This window comes from Massilia putida (assembly GCF_001941825.1).
In the GTDB taxonomy this organism is placed as follows: domain Bacteria; phylum Pseudomonadota; class Gammaproteobacteria; order Burkholderiales; family Burkholderiaceae_D; genus Telluria; species Telluria putida.
Window position 1 is genome coordinate 120,156 of the sequence record NZ_CP019037.1, and the last position, 21,163, is coordinate 141,318.

Annotated in this window: 19 protein-coding genes; 17 read left to right on the forward strand and 2 right to left on the reverse strand. The window is 69.7% G+C overall.

Annotated elements, in window-relative coordinates; genetic code table 11:
* Positions 1 to 17 precede the first annotated feature (17 nt).
* On the forward strand, positions 18 to 1,601 hold the full coding sequence (locus tag BVG12_RS00930; protein ID WP_075790747.1) for a phytoene desaturase family protein: 1,584 nt from the start codon (positions 18 to 20) through the stop codon (positions 1,599 to 1,601).
* Here BVG12_RS00930 and BVG12_RS00935 read toward each other — a convergent pair.
* Positions 1,598 to 2,314, reverse strand: a complete 717-nt coding sequence (locus BVG12_RS00935) for a TetR/AcrR family transcriptional regulator (RefSeq protein WP_083684326.1) — start codon at positions 2,312 to 2,314, stop codon at positions 1,598 to 1,600. The genes BVG12_RS00930 and BVG12_RS00935 overlap by 4 nt on opposite strands.
* 160 nt (positions 2,315 to 2,474) lie before the next feature.
* On the opposite strand from BVG12_RS00935, the gene BVG12_RS00940 reads away from it, so the two are divergent.
* From BVG12_RS00940 to BVG12_RS01015, 16 genes are all read left to right on the forward strand, one after another.
* A complete protein-coding gene (locus tag BVG12_RS00940) occupies positions 2,475 to 3,743 on the forward strand; it encodes a cytochrome P450 (protein ID WP_075790748.1) in 1,269 nt (422 codons plus the stop codon).
* A gap of 5 nt (positions 3,744 to 3,748) precedes the next feature.
* Positions 3,749 to 4,795 (forward strand): hypothetical protein, encoded by a 1,047-nt coding sequence (locus BVG12_RS00945; protein WP_075790749.1) that lies wholly within the window; start codon positions 3,749 to 3,751, stop codon positions 4,793 to 4,795.
* Complete coding sequence (locus BVG12_RS00950; protein ID WP_075790750.1) at positions 4,792 to 5,148, forward strand: hypothetical protein; 357 nt, start codon at positions 4,792 to 4,794, stop codon at positions 5,146 to 5,148. Before BVG12_RS00945 ends, BVG12_RS00950 begins: the two co-directional genes overlap by 4 nt.
* A 126-nt stretch (positions 5,149 to 5,274) precedes the next feature.
* On the forward strand, positions 5,275 to 5,790 hold the full coding sequence (locus BVG12_RS00955; RefSeq protein WP_075790751.1) for a carboxymuconolactone decarboxylase family protein: 516 nt from the start codon (positions 5,275 to 5,277) through the stop codon (positions 5,788 to 5,790).
* A complete protein-coding gene (locus tag BVG12_RS00960) occupies positions 5,787 to 8,057 on the forward strand; it encodes a CoA transferase (RefSeq protein WP_075790752.1) in 2,271 nt (756 codons plus the stop codon). The genes BVG12_RS00955 and BVG12_RS00960 overlap by 4 nt, the downstream gene beginning before the upstream one ends.
* Positions 8,058 to 8,060: 3 nt before the next feature.
* A complete protein-coding gene (locus BVG12_RS00965; RefSeq protein ID WP_075790753.1) occupies positions 8,061 to 8,798 on the forward strand; it encodes an SDR family NAD(P)-dependent oxidoreductase in 738 nt (245 codons plus the stop codon).
* A gap of 37 nt (positions 8,799 to 8,835) precedes the next feature.
* On the forward strand, positions 8,836 to 10,110 hold the full coding sequence (locus BVG12_RS00970) for an acyl-CoA dehydrogenase family protein (RefSeq protein ID WP_075790754.1): 1,275 nt from the start codon (positions 8,836 to 8,838) through the stop codon (positions 10,108 to 10,110).
* Positions 10,107 to 11,153, forward strand: a complete 1,047-nt coding sequence (locus tag BVG12_RS00975; protein WP_075790755.1) for a phosphotransferase family protein — start codon at positions 10,107 to 10,109, stop codon at positions 11,151 to 11,153. The genes BVG12_RS00970 and BVG12_RS00975 overlap by 4 nt, the downstream gene beginning before the upstream one ends.
* Positions 11,146 to 12,339, forward strand: coding sequence for an MFS transporter (locus BVG12_RS00980; protein ID WP_229503632.1), 1,194 nt, complete (start codon positions 11,146 to 11,148; stop codon positions 12,337 to 12,339). Before BVG12_RS00975 ends, BVG12_RS00980 begins: the two co-directional genes overlap by 8 nt.
* Before the next feature lie 13 nt (positions 12,340 to 12,352).
* Positions 12,353 to 13,123, forward strand: coding sequence for an SDR family NAD(P)-dependent oxidoreductase (locus BVG12_RS00985; protein ID WP_075790756.1), 771 nt, complete (start codon positions 12,353 to 12,355; stop codon positions 13,121 to 13,123).
* A gap of 115 nt (positions 13,124 to 13,238) precedes the next feature.
* Entirely contained in the window at positions 13,239 to 14,513 is a 1,275-nt protein-coding gene (locus tag BVG12_RS00990; RefSeq protein ID WP_075790757.1) for a cytochrome P450, read from the forward strand.
* Between the two features lie 125 nt (positions 14,514 to 14,638).
* Entirely contained in the window at positions 14,639 to 15,946 is a 1,308-nt protein-coding gene (locus BVG12_RS00995) for an amidohydrolase family protein (protein WP_075790758.1), read from the forward strand.
* Between the two features lie 77 nt (positions 15,947 to 16,023).
* Positions 16,024 to 17,169: an acyl-CoA dehydrogenase family protein gene (locus BVG12_RS01000; protein WP_075790759.1), complete on the forward strand. Its 1,146-nt coding sequence runs from the start codon at positions 16,024 to 16,026 to the stop codon at positions 17,167 to 17,169.
* A 2-nt stretch (positions 17,170 to 17,171) separates the two neighbouring features.
* A complete protein-coding gene (locus BVG12_RS01005; protein WP_075790760.1) occupies positions 17,172 to 18,227 on the forward strand; it encodes an acyl-CoA dehydrogenase family protein in 1,056 nt (351 codons plus the stop codon).
* Positions 18,224 to 19,024, forward strand: coding sequence for a crotonase/enoyl-CoA hydratase family protein (locus BVG12_RS01010; protein ID WP_075790761.1), 801 nt, complete (start codon positions 18,224 to 18,226; stop codon positions 19,022 to 19,024). The genes BVG12_RS01005 and BVG12_RS01010 overlap by 4 nt, the downstream gene beginning before the upstream one ends.
* Positions 19,025 to 19,051: 27 nt before the next feature.
* Positions 19,052 to 20,176, forward strand: coding sequence for an acyl-CoA dehydrogenase family protein (locus tag BVG12_RS01015; protein WP_075790762.1), 1,125 nt, complete (start codon positions 19,052 to 19,054; stop codon positions 20,174 to 20,176).
* A gap of 4 nt (positions 20,177 to 20,180) precedes the next feature.
* Here BVG12_RS01015 and BVG12_RS01020 read toward each other — a convergent pair whose 3' ends face one another.
* On the reverse strand, positions 20,181 to 21,092 hold the full coding sequence (locus BVG12_RS01020; protein ID WP_075790763.1) for a LysR family transcriptional regulator: 912 nt from the start codon (positions 21,090 to 21,092) through the stop codon (positions 20,181 to 20,183).
* Between the last annotated feature and the right edge of the window lie 71 nt (positions 21,093 to 21,163).

Consider the following 21,163-nt stretch of genomic DNA (forward strand, 5'->3'; position numbering starts at 1 on the left):
GAGCGGGAGGAGACAGCATGACGGGAACGAAGCAGTACGACGCGGCGATCGTCGGGGGCGGGCACAACGGCCTGGCGGCCGCCTGCTACCTGGCACAAGCCGGCCGCAAGGTAGTGGTCATCGAGGCACGCGACAAGGTTGGCGGCATGGCCTCCAGCGGCTACCTGATCCCGGAGGCGCCGCGCCACCTGGTCCATCCGTGCGCGCTCGACCTGATGTCGCTGCGCGTGCATCCCATGATGCCGCGCGAACTGCAGCTTGAGCGCCACGGTTTTCGCCAGGTCGACATGGACCCGGGCTACGTTTACCTCCACCCCGACGGCAGTTCGCTGGTGTTCGGCCGCAGCGCCGCGCAGACGGCGGCCGAGATCCGGCGGTTCTCGGCACGCGACGCCGACCAGTTCCTGGCGTTGATGAAGCTCGTCGATGCGTTCATCGACATCGCGATCCCGATGATGCGCGTCGATCCGGCGCGGCGCAACCTCGGCGCCAAGTGGCAGTCGCTGCAGGCGCTGCTCAGGCACCGCAAGTTGAAACCCGAACTGATGGCGCTGATCGGCAGCCCGGCCTACACGTCGATCATGGAACGCTTCGAACACCCGGTGACGCAGTCGGCCCTGTGCTGCCTGCTGGGCGCGGCCGGTCCGATCGCCGCCGAGACGACCGGCATCTACTTTGCGCTGCTGGGCTTTATCCACCGCTTCGGCCTGGGTCGTCCTGTCGGCGGCATGCAGACGTTGTCGGATGCGCTGGCGGCGCGGCTGCGCGAGCTGGGCGGCGACATCCTGCTGTCGGCGCCGGCCGCCGAGATCGTCGCGCGCGGCGGCCGGGCCGGCGGCGTGCGCCTGGCGGACGGCAGGTTCGTGGAGGCGAGCGCGGTGGTCGCGTCGATTCACCCGAAAATGGCGCTCGAGATGGTCACGCCCGGTGCGCTCGACCGCCGTACGCTGACCCGGGTCGCGCTGGCGCCCGCCAACGCCCATGGCGCGTCGCCGCTCAAGGTGGACGTCGCCTTGTCGGGCCAGGTCGCCTATGCGCGCCACGAGGCGTTGCGTCCCGACGGCCTCAGCCTGCGCAAGAGCGTCCTGCTGGTTGGTACCGCCGAGGCGGTGCTGGACAACTTCCGCTGCGCCGCGCGCGGGGAAGTGTCCGCGCTGCCCTACCTGTGGATCACGGCGCCGTCCGCCGTCGATCCTGGCCAGGCGCCGCCCGGCCAGGACATCGTCTACCTGTATCCGGTGGCGATGCCGGTCGAGCCGCGCGAGGGCTGGGACGCGATCCGCGACCGGGTCGGCCAGCAGGCGATCGACCACGCGGCCGCGTACATGGATGGATTGAAGGACGGCGAGATCGGCCGGCGCGTCGAGGCCGCCCCCGACCTCGCGGCGCGGCTGAACGTGCATCGCGGATGCGTGGTGCACATCGATACGAATCCGGCGCGCAGCGCGCTGATGCGCCCGGCGGCGGGACTTGGCGGCGATACGCTGCCGGTCGCCGGCCTGTTCCTCGGCGGCGCGGGCGTGCACCCGGGCGGAGGCATCAACGGCCTGCCGGGGCGGATCGCGGCGCGTCGCGTCGAGCGCTTCCTGGGCCGGCGCTAGCGCGCGGCGCGCGTCAGCGGATCGAGCGTCCCGCGCTCGCGCTCGACCGCCGCCAGCACGAACGCGACCGCGAAACGGCGCCAGGTCTCGGCATCCGCCGCGTCGGCCACGTCGAGCGCGGCCAGCGTCGCCACCGTGTAGCGGTTGACGTAGGCGCTGGTCGTCGCCAGCGCGGCCATCGCCAGCAACATGTCGGCGTCGACGTCGGCGCGGAAATCGCCGCTCGCGACCCCGCGCGCCAGCGTCGTGCGCATCTTCTCGTTCAATTGCGGCGCCATGCCCGTGAAGCTGTTGCGCGGCGTGGTATGGCTCTCGTGGTAGCGGATGCCTTCCTGCGCCAGCGCGCGCAATTCTCCGTCGTGGTAGGGGCGCAGCATGTTGTCGAGCAGGGCGCGCAGGGCCTCGCGCGGCGACAGGTGGTCCAGGTCATGTTCCAGCAGCGTGGCCATGGCCTGCGCCGACGACTCGTCCAGCACGCAGCCGAACAGCTCTTCCTTGCTGCGGAAATAGTGGTACACCAGCTGCTTGGTCACGCCCGCGGCCTGGGCGATGTCGTCCACGCGCGCATCGGCCAGCCCGCGCGCGGCGAACTCGCGCCGCGCGGCGCCTGTGATGCGCCTGAGCGTGTCACGCTTGTTCGGCGGCGCCTTCGCGGTGGCGGTGTCGGCGCAGCGGGGGGCAAGGTTGTTTCGGGTATCCGGCAGGTCGGCCATGGTCGGGGAGTCGATGGAGACAGCCGATGTTATCGCATGCCGCTTGACCCGGCGTCAAATAAAGTCGGTGGCGCCGCCCGCCGCCGCCGCCTAAGATGTGCACACCATTCGAAAACATGTTCATGTCCGCCGGGCGCGGCCATGGACGCGAGGAGACATCGTGAGTACCGACACCATCGACCTGGAGAGCGCCTACTCGGCGGTATCCGACACCTACAAGGGCACGGGCGACATCCATGCCGCCTGCCGCGAAGCGCGGACGCGCTCGCCGATCTTTGTCGGCGATTTCATCCGCCAGTTCGGCGTGCCGACGAATGCCGGCATGCAGCAGGGCACGCGCCCGACCTTCGCCCTGTTCCGCCACCAGGACGTGATGGCGGTGCTGCGCGACGCGTCTTCCTATACCAGCGGCTTCATCGCCGAGGGACTGGGGGCGTTCTTCGACGGCCTGATCATCCTGGCCATGGACGGCGAACAGCACCGCGAGGTACGCGCGCTGCTGCAGCCGGCCTTCATGCCGGAAACGGTGAACAAGTGGCGCGACCAGATCGACGCGGTCATCCGCAAGGACTTTCTCGAACCGTTAGCCGGGCGCGGGAAGGCCGACCTGATGGAATTCGGCCTCGCATTCCCGATCCGCGAAATGTATGCGCTGATGGGCTTCCCGACCGATAACCCGGACGCCTATCGACGCTACGCCGGCTGGGCGCTGGCGATGGTCGGCGGTAACCAGATCGATCCCGCCAAGGCCGGCGAGGCGCGCCGCAACGCCGCGATCGCGGTCAAACTGCTGTACGACGCGATCCTTGAAGTGGTGGTGCAACGGCGCGCCGACGGCAGCCAGGGCGACGACCTGATCGGCCGCCTGCTGCGCGCCGAGCACCAGGGGCGCAGGCTGGACGACCACGAAGTCACCACGTTCGTGCGTTCCCTGCTGCCGGCGGCCGGCGAAACCACCACGCGCACGTTCAGCTCCGTGATGACGCTGCTGCTGACCACCCCCGGCCTGCAGGACCGGGTACGCGCCGACCGGGCACTGGTGCCGAAGCTGATCGACGAGGCGGTGCGCTTCGAGCCGGTCGCCACGTTCAAGGTCCGCGAGACCGCCAGGGACGTCGAATTCCACGGCGTGACAATTCCCAAGGGTTCCTTCGTCCAGTGCATGGTCGCCTCCGCCAACCGCGACGAGGCCGTGTTCGAGCGGCCCGACGAGTTCGATATCGACCGCAAGATCAAACCCTCGTTCGGCTTCGGTTTCGGGCCGCACATGTGCATCGGCCAGTTCGTCGCGAAGCTGGAACTGACCTGCGCCGTCAACGCCATCCTCGACCTGCTTCCCGGCCTGCGCCTCGATCCGGACATGCCGGCGCCCGTCATCGAAGGCGCCCAGCTGCGCGGCGCCGCCCACCTCCACGTGCTCTGGGACTGAACGCCATGCATACATACAAGACCGTGCCCGAACGCGCCGATTTCGATTACCAGTGCCTGGTGGGACCGCAGAAGGTGACCGGCGCCGGCCTGGCCGACCTGCGCGACCACTTCGGCCTGAAGCTGACCAAGCACATGCCCTTCGGCTGCGTGCGCGACGCCGAAGGCGCGATCTACGCGATGGTGCGCGCGCTCAACGCGCCGGGCAGCAGCCCGAACCCGACCAAGTTCATCTACCAGTCGACCCGCACCGGCGACGGCACGCACCTGCGCATCGACCAGGCGCGCAGCGCCGCACAGGCGTCGACCATGTTCCCGCGGCGCTGGCTGGACGGCGACACCGCCGGCTGGGCCAGCCACGAGGACGAAGCGGGCAACCCGTGGCGGCTCACAGCGTCCGGCACGCACTTCAGCTGGCGCGAAGAAGGGCTGTTCGCACTGGAAGGGCGCCTGCTCGGCCAGGGCATGCAGTGGTACCTGCCGGGACGCGACTGGGGCACGTTCTACGTCTCGCAGTTGTACGACGTCGCCGGCATGTGCGAAGGCCGGGCCGTGAAAGGCTTCATCACGCTGGACCAGGCCTGGATGGCGGAGGGCGGCGCCATCCATTTCAAGAAGGACCTGGTGGTCAACCACGGCATGCACGTGATCTGGTGGACCTTCGCCACCGTCTATACCGACGGCACCTGGGACCTCGGCTCCTTCATGGTCGGCCATGGCAGGCTCGGTTACGCCATCTTCCAGAACGAGAAAGGCGAGGTCCGCTGCACCACGGATATCGAGGGCGAGGTCGTACACAAGCCGGGCAGCTATTTCGTCGAGCGCGCGCACATCGTCGTCGGCGGCGTCGAGACCTGGGAATTCGTGCCCGATCCCAAGGGCGAGATGATCGATTTCGTTGGCGGGTTCCCCATCACGGCCCAGCAGGAAGGCCGCTGGCGGCGCCGCGGCGACACGCGCACGCCGGACCGCTCGCTCGGCTGGGGAGAGACCGACCGGCGCAACGGCAGCGCGCGCGACGTGCGCCCGGCCGGCCCGGGAGAACAGGCATGAGCATGGACGCCGACGCCATCCGCCACTTCCTGCACACCCAGGTCGCCTGCTGGAATGCCGGTGACCGCGACGGCTTCCTCGCCGCGTACCGCGCGGCCGCGGCCGGCGGCCTGGCCATCGAGTACGTCGGCCGCCCGGCCACGGACGGTTGGCCGGTGCTGGATGCGATGTGGGAACGGCAGAACGCCGCCATCGAGATCGAGGAGGTGACGCTCATCGTCAACGGCGACGAGGCGGCGTGCCACAACCGCAACAGGTTGCGCCGCGACGGCACGGTCATCGACACCATCGAGCTGTATCGCTTCGAGCCGGACGGCAGGCTACTGGTGCGCTACTTCATCCGGCACGGGTGAATGCACAAGAACGTCGACAATTTCCAGAAACGCGTTTATATTGAACACAAATAAGCATTTTGTTCAATAAAACCGGATGGGGACAAGCATGGCCGGACTTCCGTACGACGTGGCAGGGGCGGCGCCATGAGCCGCCTGCCGCCGGTGCCGCTGGACGCGTTACCGCCGGACCTGGCCACGGCGGTCGCGCGCGGGCGCGCCAGCCGCATGCTCAGCACCACGCTGCCGGTCCAGGTCTGGGCGCACCGGCCGGAAGCGGCGGCGTCCTGGCTCGCCACCCTGGAAGCCATGCACCTGCGCGGGGTGCTGCCCGGGCGCCTGAAGGAGCTGGTGCGGCTGCGGATCGCATCGATCACGAACTGCAAGGCCTGCCAGCTCGCGCGCAAGGACGACAGCGTCGGCGCGGACGACCTGGCCTGCCTGGCCGCGGACTCGGCCCGCTTTTCACCGGCCGAACAGGCCGCGCTGCGCTACGCCGAGCTGTTCGCGGCCGACTACACGGCCATCGACGACGTGTTGTTCGAGTCGCTCAAGCGCCATTTCACCGTTCCTGAAATCGTCGAACTGAACATGTTCTGCGCGCTGATGCTGGCCGGCGGGCGCATGACGTATGTGCAGCAGGCCTACGAGGACGCGCCGTGACCGGCCGGCCGATTCTGCACGGCATCCGCGTGATCGAGCTGGCCTGCAACGAGCCGGCCGGGACGATCGCCGGCCCGGCGGCCGGCCTGCAGATGTCCGAAGCCGGCGCCGAAGTGATCCGGATCGAGCCGCCGGGCGGTGCGCCCGCCGCCGACTCGGTGCTGTTCTCGGTGCTCAACCGCGGCAAGCGGCGCGTGGCGCTCGACCTCGACAGCCCGGCCGGACGCGCGCACCTCGCGGTACTGCTGGACGGCGCCGACGTGCTGCTGCACAGCCTCGGTCCCGCGCGGGCGCAGGCGCTCGGCCTGGACGATGCGGCGCTGAGCCGGACCTACCCTGGCCTGGTCGTTTCCGCCATCGGCGGCTGGCCGCGCAACCACCCGCTGGCGGAGGCACCGGCGCGCGAGACCCTCGTGCTGGCGCGCCTCGGCCTGCTCGACGAGCAGCCCGGCCACCGCGCCGGCCCGGTCTTCGTGCGCATGCCGTTCGCCGGCTGGCTGGCCGCGTGGTTCTGCGTCATCGGGGTGATGGCGCGGCTGCTCGCGCGGCGCCACGACGGCCGCGGCGGCGTCGCCCATACGAGCCTGGCGCAGGCGGCGCTGGCGCCGATGGGCATGCACTGGTCACGCGCGCAACGGCCGACGCCGGCGTTTGCGCGCGGACTGTCGAAGAGCACGCCGATCCCGCTGCACCGCTGCCTGGACGGGGAATGGGTCCACGTCCATTATTCGCCCGACGCAGCGCCCTGGATGGCGGAGGCGCTGGCGGTTATGGGGCCGGCGGCGGTGGCGGCCGAGAATGCGAAATACCCGCCGAGCCACGTGGCGCCCAATTTCGGCGCCAACAAGGCCATCATGGCGACCCGTCCCGCGCAGGAGTGGGTCGAGCACTTCTGGGCGCACGACGTCGCCGCCCAGGTCGCGGCGCCGTTCGGCGCCATCTATGCCAGCGAACAGGCGCGGGTCAACGGCTATGCCGTCGCGCTCGACGACCCGCGGCGCGGCACGGTGTGGCAGCCGGGGCCGGCCTACCTGAGCACGCCGCCGCCGCGGGTGCGCGGGCCGCTGCGCGAGCTCGAGCCGGCGCCGGCGCCGTCGGATCGACCCCGACGCGAACCTGCGCCGGCCGCGCCGGCCGCCGCCTTGCCGCCCCTGGCCGGCATCAAGGTCCTCGACCTGGGCGCCTACCTCGCCGGTCCCTTCGCCACCATGCTGCTGGCCGATCTCGGCGCCGACGTGATCAAGGTCGAGCCCCCGACGGGCGACGCGATGCGGCGCCTCGAGCGGGTCTTCGCCGGCACGCAACGCGGCAAGCTGGGCGTCACGCTCAAGCTCGGCGCGCCCGACGCGGCGCCGGCGCTGGCCGCCCTCGTGCGCTGGGCCGACGTGGTGCACCACAATATCCGCCTGCCGGCCGCGCGCAAGCTCGGCGTGGACGACGCGGCCCTCAGGAACATCAAGCCGTCCCTGGTGTTCTGCCATATCAGTTCGTACGGCCCGGCGGGTGAACAGAAGGACTGGCCGGGCTTCGACCAGCTGATGCAGGCGGCGTGCGGCTGGGAGACGGCATGCGGCGGCGCCGGCAATCCGCCTCTGTGGCTGCGCTTCGGGGTCGGCGACTATCTTGCCGCCCTGTCCTCGGTGTTCGCCGTGCTGCTGGCGTTGTACCGCCGTGGCGACGGCGGGGAAGGGCAGTCGGTCGCGGCGTCGCTGCTCGGCGCGACCCTGCCGACCGTCGCCGAAGCGGTCATGCTGGCCGACGGCGCGGTGACGCCGGTCGCGCCCCTGGACACGGCGCAGACCGGCGTCTCGCCCGACCATCGCCTGTACCGCTGCCTGGACGGCTGGCTCGCGGTGGCGGCGCTGGACGAGGGCGAAGCGCGGGCCCTGGCCGGCCTGGCCGGGGCGCCCGAGAAACGCGAGGCCTGGTTCGCCGCGCTGCCGCGCGTGGAAGCGCTGGGACGGATGCGCGCCGCAGGCGTGCCGGCCGAGCCGGCACTGGAGCACCAGGGCGACACGTTTTACGACGACCCCGGCCATGCCGCCGCCTGCCTGCATGCGCGCTATCGCCACGCCGTGTACGGGGAGCTCGAGCAGGTCGGCGCATTCTGGGACTTCGGCGACCTGCCGCTGGCGCTGGACCGTCCGCCTCCGGCGCTCGGCGAACACAGCCGGCAAGTCTGGGACCTGCTCGGCCTGGACGCGGCCCAGGTCGCGGCGCTCGAACGGCAGGGCCTGAGCAGTAGCCCGAACCCATCGATTGGATAACCCATGAACGAACTCGACTTTTCAGGCAAGACCGTGTTGGTCGTCGGCGGTTCCAGCGGCATCGGCAACGGCATCGCCCAGGCTTTCCGCGCGCGCGGCGCCGAGGTGCACGTGTGGGGCACCCGCGCCCGCGCCGCCGACTATGACGCGGCGGACGGCTCCGACCTGGCCGGCCTGCGCTACGCCCGGGTCGACGTCGGCAACGCCGCGGAGGTGGCGGCGGCGTTGCCGGACTTCGACCGGCTCGACGTGCTGGTATGCGCCCAGGGCACCGTGCGCTACCGCCGCGAGGAATTCAAGGTCGAGGCGTTCCGCGAGGTGGTCAACGTCAACCTGGTGAGCCTGATGGCCTGCGGCGACCGTTTCCACGGCATGCTGGCGCGGGCCCAGGGGACGATGATCATCGTCAGCTCGGCCGCCGCCTTCCACTCGACCGTCGGGACGCCGGCCTACAACGCGTCCAAGACCGGCGCCTTCGGCCTCACGCGCACGCTCGGCGAGGCCTGGGCGCGCGACGGCATCCGGGTCAACGGCATCGCGCCCGGCCTGGTCGCCACCAAGCTCACGCGCGTCACGACCGACCACCCCGACCGGCTCGAGTCGGCGCTGCGCAAGATACCGCTGGGGCGGCTCGGCACGCCAGCCGACATGGCCGGCGCCGCGCTGTTCCTGGCGTCGCCGCTGGCGGCCTACATGCTGGGCCAGACGCTGCTGGTCGACGGCGGCCTGCTGCTGGCCTGAGCGGGCCCCGACGAACGCAAACATCAGGAGACACGACATGGCATGGGATTTCGAGACCGATCCGGCGTTCCAGGCGGAGCTGGACTGGATGGCGCAATTCGTGCGCGACGAGGTGGAACCGCTCGAACATGTGCTGGGCAGCCCGTGGAACATCCACGACCCGCGCTTCGGGCAGCTGGTGCGCCCGCTGCAGCGCCAGGTGAAGGAGCGCCGGCTGTGGGCCTGCCACCTCGGTCCCGAACTCGGTGGCGCGGGCTACGGCCAGGTCAGGCTGGGCCTGATGAACGAAATCCTCGGACGCGCGCTGTTCGCGCCGATCGTGTTCGGCGCCCATGCGCCGGATTCCGGCAACTGCGAGATCCTGGCCGCGTACGGCACGCCGGACCAGAAAAAACGCTTCCTCGAACCGCTGCTGGCCAACGAAGTCGTCTCCTGCTTCGCCATGACCGAGCCGCAGGGCGGCGCCGATCCGAAGGTGTTCACCTCGCGCGCCATGCGCGACGGCGCCGGCTGGGTGATCGACGGCCAGAAGTGGTTCGCCTCGAACGCGTGCTACGCCGCCTTTTATATCGTGATGGCGGTGACCGATCCGGCGGTTTCGCCCTACCGGGGCATGAGCATGTTCGTGGTGCCGGCCGACACGCCGGGCATCGAGATCGTCCGCAACGTCGGCATCGCCGACGACCCCGAAGCGACCCACGCCTACCTGGATTTCCGCCAGGTCCGCGTCGGCGCCGACTGCATGCTGGGCGCGCCCGGGGAGGCCTTCGCGATCGCCCAGGTGCGCCTGGGCGGCGGGCGCGTGCACCACGCGATGCGGGTCGTCGGCCAGGCGCAGAAGGCGCTGGATGCGCTGTGCGAGCGGGCGCTGTCGCGCAGCACCCAGGGCTCGCTGTTGTCGGACAAGCAGATGGTGCAGGACAAGATCGCCGATGCCTGGATCCAGCTCGAGCAGTTCCGCCTGCTCGTGATGCGCACGGCCTGGCGCATCGACAAGTACCACGACTACCAGAAGGTCCGCAAGGATATCGCGGCGGTCAAGGCGACCATGCCGAAGGTCCTGCACGACATCGCCTCGAGCGCGCTGCAGGTGCACGGGTCGATCGGGGTCTCGAACGAGATGCCGTTCGTCGGGATGATCGTGCGCGCCTACCAGATGGGACTGGCCGACGGGCCGACCGAGGTGCACAAGGTGACCCTGGCGCGCCAGCTGCTGCGCGACTACGCGCCGAGCGACGCGCTGTTCCCCGCCTATCACCGCCCGACCGCGGCCGCGGCCGCGGCAGTTAAATTCGGCACGGAGCCCGCGTGAGCGCCGCGCTCGACCTGCACGCGCTCGTGCGCTGGATGGACCGGCTCGGCCTCGGCGAAGGACCCATCGAGACGCCCACGCCGCTGACCGGCGGCACCCAGAACATCCTGCTGCGCTTGCGCCGGACCGTCGGCGCCGAGTACGTGCTGCGGTGCCCGCGGCCGGGGGCCGGCCTGGACGCGCGGCGCGGCTTCCTGCGCGAAGCGCGGGTGCTGCGGGCGCTGGCCTGCAGCGCGGTGCCGCACGCCGGTTTGATCGCCAGCTGCGACGACGACGCGGTGCTGGGCGTGCCGTTCTACCTGATGATGCCGGTGGACGGGTTCGCCGCCACGCCCGACCCGCTGCCGCCGCCGTATGCCGGCGACGCCGCCTGGCGCCGGCAGATGGGACTGTCGATGGTCGACGGCCTGCTGCGCCTGGGCGAGATCGATCCGCGCGAGGCCGGCCTGGCCGATTTCGGCAAGCCCGACGGCTTCCTCGAGCGCCAGGTGCCGCGCTGGCTGCGCCATCTCGACGCGTGTCGCCAATATGCCGGCTGGCCGGGGCCGCACGGGCTGCCCGGGCTGGACGACGTGGCGCAGTGGTTGCGCGAGCACGTGCCGGCCGGGTTCACGCCGGGCATCCTGCACGGCGATTATCACCTCGGGAACGTCATGTTCCGGCGCGACAGTCCGCGCCTGGCGGCCATCATCGACTGGGAGCTGGCTACCGTCGGCGATCCGCTGCTGGACCTGGGCTGGCTGGTCGCCACCTGGCCGGACGCGCAGGGCCGCGGCGCGGGCACGATCCGCATCGCCCCTGCGGCCGGGTTGGCGGCGCCCGTCGAACTGGTGCAGCGCTACGGCGCCGGCAGCCGGCGCGACCTGGGTGCCATCGACTGGTACGTGGCGCTGGCCCGTTTCAAGCTCGGCATCATGCTCGAGGCGAGCCATGCGCGCGCGTGCGCCGGCCTCGCCCCGCGCGCCACCGGCGACGCCCACCATGCCTCCGCCGTGCGCCTGCTGGAACAGGCGCGCGATGCGATCGGGACCAGCCATGCATAGTCCCGTCGTGGACACGCGGGAGCGGGCGCACGGCATGCGGCCGGCGCTGGCCGCCATGGTCGCCTGCCAGGTCGGCCTGCATGCGTGCGTGCAGGGCGTGCGCCTGGCGGCGCCGCTGAACGTGCTGCGGCTGGGGCATTCCGCCTGGTCGGTGGGCCTGGTGATGGCGATGTTCGCGCTGTTCCCGGCGCTGCTGGCGCTGCCGGCCGGGCGCCTGGCGGACCGCCGCGGCTACCACCTGCCGGTGCGCCTCGCGGCCCTGTGTTCGCTCGGCGGCACGTTGCTGGCGGCCGCGCTGCAGAACCGCTTCACGCTGTGCGCGGCCGCCGCGCTGTGTGGGGCCGGGGCGGGCTTCGGCATGATCGCGATCCAGCGCAGCGCCAGCCGGCTCGCCGGCAGCGACGGCGAGCGCCTGCGCGTGTTCAGCTGGATCGCGCTCGCGCCGGCGCTGGCCGGCCTGTTCGGGCCGATGCTGGCAGGCTTCCTGATCGACCGCGCCGGATTTTCCGCCGCCTTCCTCGCGCTGGCGCTGCTGCCCGTCGCCACCCTGCTGGCGGCGCAGGCGGTGCCGCGCGAGGCGCCGCGGCCGGCGCCCGCGCCCGGGGCGCGCAAGACCTCGGCGTGGCACCTGCTGCGGCTGGCGTCCGTGCGCCGGCTTGTCTTCATCAGCTGGGTGGTGTCGGTCAGCTGGGACGTGCACGGTTTCGCCCTGCCGCTGCTGGGCGTCGAGCGCGGCCTGAACGCGTCCGCGCTGGGACTCGTGCTCGCGGCCTACGCCGTGGCGTCGATGACGGTGCGCCTGCTGATGCCGCTGGTCGCGGCGCGCCTGTCGCGCCACGCGCTGCTGTGCGGCGCACTGCTGCTCACCTGCGCCGTGTTCGCGGCCTATCCGCTGTTCCACAGTGCCTGGGCCATGGCGGCCTGCGCGGCCATCCTGGGCATCGGGCTGGGCCTGGTGCAGCCGGCCATCCTGGCCAGCCTGCACGACGCGACGCCGCCCGAACGCCAGGGCGAGGCCCTGGCGCTGCGCTCGATGACCTTGCACGCGTCGATGGCCGTGATGCCGCTGGTGTTCGGCGTGATCGGCACCGGCGCCGGCGCGGCAGTTCTGTTCTGGTTGATGGCGGGCGCCCTCGGGCTGGGCAGCCTGCAGGCGCGCGCCATCCGTTTCCATCGTGAGGTTTGACAGGGGAAAGAGCATGACACTCGAAGGCAAGCGCGTGATCGTCACCGGCACCGCCGGCGGCATCGGCGCCAGCGTATTGCGCGGCCTAGTCGCGGCCGGGGCGCGGGTCGCCGCCATGGACGTGAACGACGCCGCGGGACGGGAGCAGGCGGCACGTGCCGACGCGGCGGGGCCGGGGGCGGCCAGCTACTTCCACTGCGACGTGCGGTTGCGCGGCGAAGTGGAGGGCGCGTTCAGGGAGGCCATGGCGTGGCTGGGCGGTCTCGACGGCCTGGTCAACATCGCCGGCATCGAGCGCGCGGCGCCGGCGGAATCGATCGCCGACGCCGACTGGGACCTGATGTTCGACGTGAATGCGCGCGGCACCCTGAACACCAACCAGGCCGCCTTCCCGTACCTGCGCGAGCGCGGCGGGCGCATCCTGAACTTCGGTTCGGCCGCGGGCGTCATGGGACTGCCCGGCTGCGCCCATTACTCGGCGGCGAAGGCGGCCGTGCTGGGCTGGACCCGGACCGTGGCCAAGGAGTGGGGGCGCCACGGCATCAGCGTCAACGCCGCCGCGCCGGGCATGTGGACGCCGATGTACGAGGCGCACCGCGCGCGCATGGACGCCGCCGCGCTGGCCGACCACGACCGCATGATGGCCGGCCTGATTCCGCTTGGCGGCAGGCTGGGCGATCCCGACCGCGACATGACGCCCTTCGTCGTGTTCATGATGGGGGAGGGCGCGCGCTTCATCACCGGCCAGACGCTGGCCGTGGACGGCGGGCTGATGATCCCCTGAAATCGGCGCAGGCCGGCGCATATTGCTTGGCAATTCTCCATAAATAGAGCACTATCTCGAAAAGTGTTCAAATTAGGCCGGGGCGATGTCCGGGCCAGACCAATGGAGGATGACAATGAGCAGTGCAAGCAAAGTGAGCCTGGAGAGCGCCTATTCGGGCGTGGCCGACAACTACCGCGGCGAGGACGTCGACCTGCACGCGATCTATCGCGACATGCGCAGGAACTCGCCGATCATCGCCGAGAACTTCATGGGAAAGCTCGGGGTGCCGAACATCGCCGGGCTGGATCCGAACCGCCCGACCTTCACGGTGTTCAAGTACAAGGAGGTGATGGCGGTCCTGCGCGACGCGGCCAACTACACCAGCGGCTTCATCGCCGAAGGCCTGGGGTCCTTCTTCGACGGCCTGATCCTCACCGGCATGGATGGCGAGGCCCACAAGAAGGCGCGCGCGCTGCTGCAGCCGATCTTCATGCCCGAGGTCGTGAACAGCTGGCGCGACACCAAAATGGACCCGATCGTGCGCACGGAATTCCTGCAGCCGCTGGCGGCGGCCAGGAAGGCCGACTTGATGGAGTTCGGCCTGCTGTTCCCGATCCGCCTGATCTATGCGCTGATCGGCTTCCCCGGCAACGACCCCGAGAAGATCAAGCAATATGCGGCATGGGCGCTGGCGATCCTGGCCGGCCCCCAGGTCGATGCCGAGAAGGCCGCACAGGCGCGCAAGGCCGCCATGGAGGCAGCCAAGGCGCTGTACGACGCCACGCTCGAGGCGGTGGTGGAGGTACGCCGCAACGGTGCCGAGGGCGACGACCTCATCAGCCGCCTGATCCGCGCCGAAAGCGATGGCCGCCGCTTCGACGACCATGAGGTCACGACGTTCGTGCGCTCGCTGCTGCCGGCCGCCGCGGAGACGACTACGCGCACCTTTGGCACCCTGATGACCTTGCTGCTGGAGCGGCCCGAACTGCTGGCCCGCGTACGCGCCGACCGCAGCCTGGTGCCGAAGGCAATCGACGAGGCGATTCGCTTCGAGCCGGTCGCCACCTTCAAGGTGCGCCAGGCGGCGCAGGACCTGGAACTGGCCGGCATGGCGATCCCGAAAGGCGCCATGGTCCAGTGCATCGTCACGTCCGCCAACCGCGACGAGGAGGCCTTCGAGCGCAGCGAGGAATTCGATATCGACCGCAAGCTCAAGCCGTCGTTCGGCTTCGGCTTCGGCCCGCACATGTGCATCGGCCAGTTCATCGCCAAGACCGAACTGCAGGTCGCGCTCAACGCCGTGCTCGACCTGATGCCCAACCTGCGCCTCGACCCGGACCAGCCGCCGCCGCGCATCACCGGCGCCCAGCTGCGCGGGCCGAAGCACGTCCACGTGGTCTGGGATTGAACGCTTCGAAATTTTTATGAACAGAATCTAAAAAAGTGTTTAAAAAAATCCGGATTCTGTTCTAGAATTGACGGCAGAAGAAAGCCGTTCCGCATTGGAGCGTATTCCATTCCTTGGAGACAAACATGAAATTTGAAGACCTGATCCTCGTCAGCGTGGACGACCATGCGATCGAACCGCGCGGCGCTTTCGACCGCCACATGCCAGCCAGGTTCAAGGGCCGCCAGCCGCGCGTGGAGAACATCAAGGGCCGCGACGTCTGGGTGTTCGAAGACCGCGCGACCGGCTACATGGGACTGAACTCGGTGGTTGGCCGCCCGAAGGAGGAGTACGGCATGGAGCCGCTCTCCTACGAGCAGATGCGCCGCGGCACCTGGGACATCAAGGCGCGCGTCGAGGACATGAACGCCAACGGCGTGCTCGGTTCGCTGTGCTTTCCGACCTTCCCGGGCTTCGCCGGCCAGCGCTTCCAGATGATGAACGACAAGGAAGTCAGCCTCGCCGCGATCCAGGCCTACAACGACTGGCACCTGCACGACTGGTGCAACGCCGCGCCGGGCCGTTTCATCCCGCTGATGATGGTGCCCTGGTGGGACATGCAGGCCGCCGCGGCGGAAGTCAAGCGCCTCGCGGCCCAGGGCGTGCACGCGCTGACGCTGTCCGACAACCCGACCGTGCACGGCTACCCGTCGATCCACAACGACCACTGGGATCCGCTGTGGAAGGCGTGTGCCGACAACGACGTCGTCATCTGCTGCCACATCGGCACCGGCGTCAAGGCCGCCCACGCGTCGGACGAATCGCCGATCGACGCCTGGATCACCTCGATGCCGATCTCGATCTCGAATTCGGCCGCGGACTGGATCTGGGCCCCGATGTGGAAGAAGTATCCGAAGCTGCGCATGGCGTTGTCGGAAGGCGGCATCGGCTGGATTCCTTACCTGCTGGAGCGCGCGGATTTTACTCACAGCCATCACCACGAGTGGACCAATTCCAACTTCGGCGGCAAGAAGCCCAGCGAGATCTTCAACGAACATATCATCACCTGCTTCATCGAGGATGCGTTCGGCCTGAAGAACCTGGATTCGATCAATGTCGACAAGGTCACGTGGGAATGCGACTACCCGCACTCCGACTGCACCTGGCCGCACTCGGCCGACGTGTTCTGGAAGCAGGCGCAGCACCTGTCGGACGAGGTGATCAACAAGATCACCCACCTGAACGCGATGCGCGAGTTTTCGTACGACCCGTTCGCCATCCTCGGCCGCGAAAACTGCACGGTCGGCGCCCTCAAGGCCCAGGCTACGCACGTCAGCACCGAACCCGCCCTGGGCCTGGGCGGCGCCGCGCCGGAACGTGACCCGAACCGTCCGGTGACGTCGGGCGACATCAACAAGATGTTCGCCGCCGCCGACGCGCAGACCGCGCTCTGACCCCTCACTGCCGCGATCGTTCCGCGCCGGCGCGCGTGGAGCGATCGTTCCAATGCCCATTCGAAGCATGAGCGACCATGTCCATTGACCAGTTCACCTACAGCCCCATTCCGCCCGAGGCCGAGGCGATCCGCGCCGAGGTGCGCGGCTTCCTCGCCGATGCGCTGGCGGATGTCCCGCCGACCCGGCGCGCCGAGTCCTGGATGGGATTCGATGCCCGCTTCAGCCGTCGCCTGGGCGAGCGCGGCTGGATCGGCATGGCCTTGCCGAAACGCTACGGCGGCGCCGAGGCCAGTGCATTCTCCCGCTACGTGGTGATCGAGGAACTGCTGGCGGCCGGCGCGCCCGTGTCGGCGCACTGGTTCGCCGACCGCCAGAGCGGTCCGCAGATCCTGCACTACGGCAGCGATGCCCAGAAGGACTTCCATCTGCCCGCGATCTGCCGCGGCGAGCAGTTCTTTTGCATCGGCATGAGCGAGCCGAACTCCGGCTCCGACCTGGCCTCGATCAAGAGCAGCGCCCGGCGCGCCGGCGACAAGTGGATCGTCAACGGCCAGAAAGTCTGGACGACCAACGCCCACCGCTCGCACTACATGATCGCGCTGCTGCGCACCGATCCGGACAGCCGGCGCAACGAAGGCCTGTCGCAGTTCATCGTCGACCTGTCGCTGCCGGGCATCACGATCCGCCCGATCAAGGACCTGACCGGCGCGAGCCATTTCAACGAGGTGTTCTTCGACGACGTGGCGCTCGACGCCGGCGCCCTGGTCGGCACCGAGGGCCAGGGCTGGGCCCAGGTCACGGCCGAGCTGGCGTTCGAACGCAGCGGGCCGGAACGCTTCCTGAGTTCCATCACCCTGCTGCAGTCGCTGCTCGGGGCGATCGGCGCCGACCCCGACGCGCTGCAGGCCAGGGATATCGGCCGCCTGACCGCGCGGCTGGTCACCTTGCGCCAGATGTCGCTGGCGGTCACCGCTCAGCTGGCGGCCGGCCGCAACCCGGCCTGGGAAGCGTCGGTCGTCAAGGAACTGGGCACGAGTTTCGAGCAGGAAATCCCGGAGCTGGCCGAGGCGCTGCTGGACGTTGCCCCCGCCACGCGCGGCGGCGGCGAACATGCCCGCGTCCTGGCCTACCTGATGCAGGAGGCTCCTTCATTTTCACTGCGCGGCGGTACGCGCGAAATACTCCGCGGGATCATCGCGCGCGGATTGGGAATGCGTTAATCATGAGACAAATGTTCGATTCTACGGTCGAGCGCCTGTTCGCCGACCTGACCAGCCCCGCTGCGGTGCTGGCGTGCGAGGACGGCCCCTGGCCGCAAGCGATGTGGACGGCTGTCGAGGAGTCCGGCTTTCCGCTGGCGCTGGCACCCGAGGCGCTGGGCGGGGCGGGCGCCAGCTGGGCCGACGTGTGCGGTGTGATCCGCCTGGCCGGACGCTTCAACCTGCCGTTGCCGCTGCCGGAAGCCATGCTCGCCAACTGGCTGCTGGGGGCGGCGGGGCTGGCGCCGGCCAGCGGCGCGGTCAGCGTCGCCGGCGCCGGCGCGCTGCGCCTGCGGGACGGCGTGGTGAGCGGCGAAGCGCTCGACGTGCCCTGGGGCGACGCCGTGCCGCTGGTGGTGGCGGTGGCCGGGGGCGCCGAGCCCGCCGTCGTGCTGCTGCCGACGGGCGCGGCCCGCCGCCGCGATGGCGCCAACGTCGCCGCCGAGTCGCGCGCGACACTGCTGTTCGAGGACGTGGCGCCGGTCGCCCAGGCGCCGCTGCCGGCGGGCTGGCCGGTCGATGTGCTGCTGCTGGGCGGCGCCATGGTGCGCGCGGCCCAGATCGCCGGTGCGCTGGAAGGCGTGCTGGCACTGGCCACCGCGTATGCCGGCGAACGGGTCCAGTTCGGCAAGCCGATCGGCAGCTTCCAGGCGATCCAGCACCAGGTCGCGGTGCTGGCCGAGCACGCCGCCGCGGCGGTCATGGCGTCCGAAGCGGCGTTCGCGGCGGCCGACACGCGCATCGTGCGGCTGCAGGCGATCGCCGCCAAGATCTGTGCCTCCGAGGCGGCCGGCATCGGCGCCGGCGTGGCCCACGCGGTGCACGGCGCGATCGGTTTTACGCACGAGCACTCGCTGCACCTGAGCACGCGCCGCCTGTGGTCCTGGCGCAGCGAGTTCGGTTCGGCCAGCGCCTGGTCGCAGCGGCTGGGGCGGGCGGTCTGCGCCGCCGGTCCGGAAGGTTTCTGGCCCGGCGTCACCGACGGCCGGTTCGACACCCTGCAGGAGCAGAGCGCATGAGCCCCTTCCTGGCAATCGAACGCGAGGGCGCGATCCTGACCGTGCGGATGGACAGCCCCGAGACACGCAACGCCCTGAGCACGCCGGCGCAGATGCAGGAATTCGTCGACCTGTGCGCGGCGGTGCGGCTGGACCGGAGCGTCAAGGTAATCATCCTGACGGGGAACGGCCCCGCCTTCTGCGCCGGCGGCAACGTCAAGGACATGGCCGAGCGCGGCGGTATCTTCGCCGGCTCGCCGTACGAGGTCAGCGAGAGCTACCGCAACGGCATCCAGCGCATCCCGACCTGCCTGTACAACCTGGACGTGCCGGTGATCGCGGCGCTGAACGGACCGGCGATCGGCGCTGGCCTCGATCTCGCCTGCATGTGCGATGTGCGGATCGCGGCCGAGGGCGCCAAGTTCGCGGAGAGCTTCGTCAAGCTGGGCATCGTTCCGGGCGACGGCGGTGCCTGGCTGCTGCCGCGCATCGTCGGCATGCCAAAGGCCAGCCTGATGGCGCTGACCGGCGACGCGATCGACGCCGCCACCGCGCTCGCGTGGGGCCTGGTGACCGAGGTGGTGCCGGCGGCGCAGTTGCAGGACGCGGCGCTGGCGCTCGCGCGGCGCATGGCGGCCAATCCTTCGCACGGCCTGCGCCTGACCAAGCGCCTGCTGCGCGAGGGGCAGCACATGCGGCTCGATTCGCTGCTCGAGATGTCGGCCGCCTACCAGGCGCTGGCCCATCACACCGAGGACCATGCGGAGGCTGTCTCCGCGTTCCTCGGCAAGCGCGAACCGCAATACCAGGGCCGCTAGGCCCGCATTATCACCAGGAGAAGCAGCATGCGCAGTGTGTTCCGTGAAGACCACCAGATGTTCCGCGAGATGGCCCGGCGGTTCATCGAAAACGAGATCGTGCCGCACCTGGCGGAGTGGGAGCACGCGGGCATCGTGCCGAAGTCGGTGTGGCGCAAGGCCGGCGAGGTCGGGCTGCTGTGCTCCACCGTGCCGGAGGAGTACGGCGGGGCCGGCGGGGACTTCGGCCACTCGGCCGTGATGATCGAGGAGCTGGCGCGCGTGAATGCCACCGCGATCGGCTTCACGACCCATTCCGAGATCGTGGCGCCCTATATCGTCGCGTACGGCAGCGAGGAGCAGAAGCACCGCTGGCTGCCGCGGATGGTCAGCGGCGAGATGATCGGCGTGATCGCGATGAGCGAGCCGGGCATCGGTTCCGACCTGCGCTCGATGCGCACCAGCGCGCGGCGCGACGGCGACGATTACGTCGTGAACGGCCAGAAGACGTTCATCACGAACGGCGGCAACGCCGACCTGATGGTCACCGCGACCAAGCTGGATCCCGGTGCAAAGGAACTGACCCTGATCTGCGTCGAGGCCGACCGGCCCGGCTTCTCGAAGGGCAAGCTGCTGGAAAAGATCGGCCTGAAGGGACAGGATACGTCCGAGCTGTTCTTCGACGACGTGCGGGTCCCGGTATCAAACCGCCTGGGCGAGGAAAACAAAGGTTTTTCGTACCTGACGCACCAGCTGGCGTGGGAGCGCACGATCATCGGCCTGCGGGCCGCCGCGAGCATCGAAGCGCTGCTCGAGGACACGCTGGAATACGTGCGCGAGCGCAAGGTGTTCGGCAAGTCGGTATTCGACTTCCAGAACACCAAGTTCAAACTGGCCGAGTGCAAGGCCCAGGCCACGATGCTGCGCGTGTTCGTCGACGACTGCCTGGGCAAGGCGATGCGCGGCGAGCTGTCGGCCGAGGTTGGCGCGATGTGCAAGCTGATGGGATCGGAGATGCAGGGCAGGGTGCTCGACGAGCTGCTGCAGCTGCACGGCGGCTACGGGTTCATGAGCGAGTACAAGATCAGCCGCGCCTGGGTCGACGCCCGCGTCGCGCGCATCTACGGCGGCACGTCCGAGATCATGAAGGAAATCATCGCCCGCTCGCTGTAGCCCCTCAGCCTCCGCTGGTCCTGATCAGGAACTGGCGGAACGCCTCGCCCGGCTGCGCCAGCGGCCGGTCGCGGTGCCAGATCAGTCCCACCTCCATGTCCGGCACGACGTCCAGGATCGGCCGTGTCTCGATCTTCTTGCCCTCGAGCGACCAGTGGCGGTACACCATGTCCGACAGGATGCTCACGCCGAAGCCATGGGCGATCAGCCCGCGCAGCGCTTCCATCGAACTGGTGCGGAAGGCGATGTGCGGCTGCACGCCGCGTGCGGCCCAGTAGCGCAGGGTCGACGCCTCGCTCTCGTCCACCGTCACCTGGATATACGGATAGGCCGCGATGTCGGACAGCGCGGCATTGTCCTTGCCGAGCAGTGGATGGTCGGCCGCCATCCACAACTGCCGGCGCGACCGTACCAGCACGTGGTGGCCGAACCGTTCCCGCTCCGGCAGGTTCGACAGGATCACCACGCCGACATCCAGCCGTCCCGACGCGACCTCCTCCTCGATGGCCTCGCGATGCATGTCCGCCAGGTCGATTTCGACATCGGGATACTGGTCGCGGAAGCGCGCCAGCAGCGGCGGCAGGAAATAGCCGAGCAGCGTGTACGAGGCCCCGACCCGCAGCGTGCCGGCCAGCTGCAGCGCCGGCAGGTGCTGCTCGCGCAGGCAGTCGGCCAGCGAGTCGAGGATGCCGCGCGTGCGGTGATAGAAGCGCTGGCCGTCGGCCGTGAGGGCGACCCCGTGCGGCCTGCGCTCGAACAGGCGCACGCCAAGCTCCTGCTCCAGCATCAGCACCGCATTGGTGATCGCCGACTGCGACACGTGGGCGCGCGTGGCGGCCATCGAGAAGCGGCCGGTCTCGGCCGCGGCCACGAAGTAGCGCAGCTGGCGCAGGGTGACGTTATCGGTGCTGGACATGCGTTTTTCTGATACCTGGGCTCATGATTCTTGATTTTACGATAGTTAAACATGTTTGTAGAATCTGTTCA